The organism is Methylobacterium sp. WL116 (assembly GCF_008039455.1).
Classification (GTDB): domain Bacteria; phylum Pseudomonadota; class Alphaproteobacteria; order Rhizobiales; family Beijerinckiaceae; genus Methylobacterium.
This window is the reverse complement of record NZ_VRUV01000750.1, coordinates 1-1,690: the sequence shown is the minus strand read 5'-3', so window position 1 is coordinate 1,690 and position 1,690 is coordinate 1. Positions and strand designations below refer to the sequence as shown.

Below are 1,690 nucleotides of genomic sequence, written 5' to 3'. Positions count from 1 at the left end.
AGCGGTTCAGGGTGCTGTGATCGACCTCCAGGCCGCGCTCCAGGAACAGCTCCTCAATGTCGCGGTAGCTCAGCGGATAGCGCAAGTACCAGGAGACCGCCTGCACGATGAGCGTCGCCTCGTAGTGACGGCCCCTGAAGTCGGTCTTGGCCCGCTGCTTCAATTTCGCGGCGATGGCAGACAGGATCATGGGCCGGCTCCAAGGCGGAGGCGGCAAGCTGGTCAGAGATGGCTAACGATCCGTGAACGAAGGCGCATTCGCGTTTGCCACAGGCCCCTTAAACCAATGGTGATCAAGGTCGGTCGCGGGCATTGGCGACTCCCTAGGCCGCAGCCGTTATAGCTTCCGCGACGCAGACTCTGTTCCGGCCGGTTCGCTTCGCCTCGTACAAAGCCGCATTCGCCCGCTCAATCAAATCCGCGCCGCTTTCTCCGGCGCGGTGCTCGGCTACTCCGATTGAGATCGTCACCCGGCCCACCGTCTCTCCGGTACCGCGTTTCATCAGCACCTGTGCCGCTAGCCGTTCGCACATCTGCCACGCCAACGTCCGAGCTACCGCATGGTCTGCACCAGCAAGTAGGATCGCGAACTCCTCGCCACCGAAACGTGCTGCCGTATCCCGGCCCTTCACGTTGTCCGCGAGCATGCGGGCGACCCGCCGCGGGACTTGATCGCCGGTCTTGTGCCCATGCTCGTCGTTGAAGCGCTTGAAGTGATCCACATCGATCATGAGAAGCGCAAAACGACTAGAAGGATCAGCAACGGCATCCCTGATCGCTCGTAGCAACTTGGAGTCGAAAGCGCGTCGATTAGCGATCCCGGTCAGCGCGTCGGTAGCGGCTTCCTGGCGTACCTGGAGAAGGTCCTCCTTCAGGCGAGCGATACGTCCAACCGAAGCGGACAGCTGTGCTTCGAGTACCCGATTGCGAGCGCTCGCCCCCTCGGTTTCGGCCGTCAGCATCGTCACGGCACGCAGCAGCTCCTCGGTGCCCGAGCTTGCGTTCAAATGAGTGCGCCAATGATCCAGCGTACCACCGTAGGCTCGGATCGCGTTACCATCGCGCGTGACCTGTTCGACGATCCCCTGGGCGACATCGGCGAGATCGTCGGCACCAGCAGCGACCCTGGCACTGTCCTCCCCTCTGTCGATGTAGTCCCGGTGAAGGGCATCGATATATCCAGCGGTGAGCAGCTGTCCGTTAGCCTCACACTGGCGGACATGGCTCACGAGCGGTCGGTTGCCACCGTCGAACAGCTCGTAGAATACCTCGAAGTTACGGGGCGTTGGCGGGATGCCCTGTTGGCGCATTGCATCCCAGGCTCGTTCGCCAACCGATTTTATATCTTGTCGGTTGTGATCTCGCTCTGCTGGATGGCTCATGATTGGTCACAAAATAACTATGCTTTGCAGGACACTCCAACGCCAAGGTTACGTTCGCGTGAACATCGAACTGTCAATCCAACTTCAAGGCGAGCCTAAGAGCCCGTCCGATAACATCCGGTAGGGGTTGAGTGGCCGGGATGGGGGTGATTCCAGAAGGGTGCTGAGGCCTGATCTGGAAGTGCCATGTGGACCCCGACCACTCGCCGGCAGCATAGCCGTTCGCGCCTGCGCTACGAAACCGACCTGACCGATGCGGAATGGGCCGTGATTGCGCCGCTGATGCCGGAGCCGGCCTCGTGCGGTCG

At 61.3% G+C, this 1,690-nt stretch carries 1 protein-coding gene and 2 pseudogenes; 1 reads left to right on the top strand and 2 read right to left on the bottom strand.

Annotation, left to right across the window (positions count from 1 at the left end; translation table 11 throughout):
• Both FV223_RS26945 and FV223_RS26940 read right to left on the bottom strand, forming a co-directional pair.
• A pseudogene (locus tag FV223_RS26945) lies at positions 1 to 190 on the bottom strand (IS6 family transposase); the annotation flags it as partial.
• A 133-nt stretch (positions 191 to 323) separates the two neighbouring features.
• The gene (locus FV223_RS26940) at positions 324 to 1,310 is read right to left on the bottom strand and encodes a GGDEF domain-containing protein (RefSeq protein WP_187276266.1); all 987 of its coding nucleotides are present in this window, start codon (positions 1,308 to 1,310) and stop codon (positions 324 to 326) included.
• A gap of 258 nt (positions 1,311 to 1,568) precedes the next feature.
• Here FV223_RS26940 and FV223_RS26935 point away from each other — a divergent pair.
• A pseudogene (locus FV223_RS26935) lies at positions 1,569 to 1,690 on the top strand (IS5/IS1182 family transposase); the annotation flags it as partial.

Coding starts and splice junctions, on each gene's coding strand:
- FV223_RS26940 (WP_187276266.1), bottom strand. CDS start 1,310: ATGCGCCAACAGGGCATCCCGCCAACGCCCCGTAACTTCGAGGTATTC.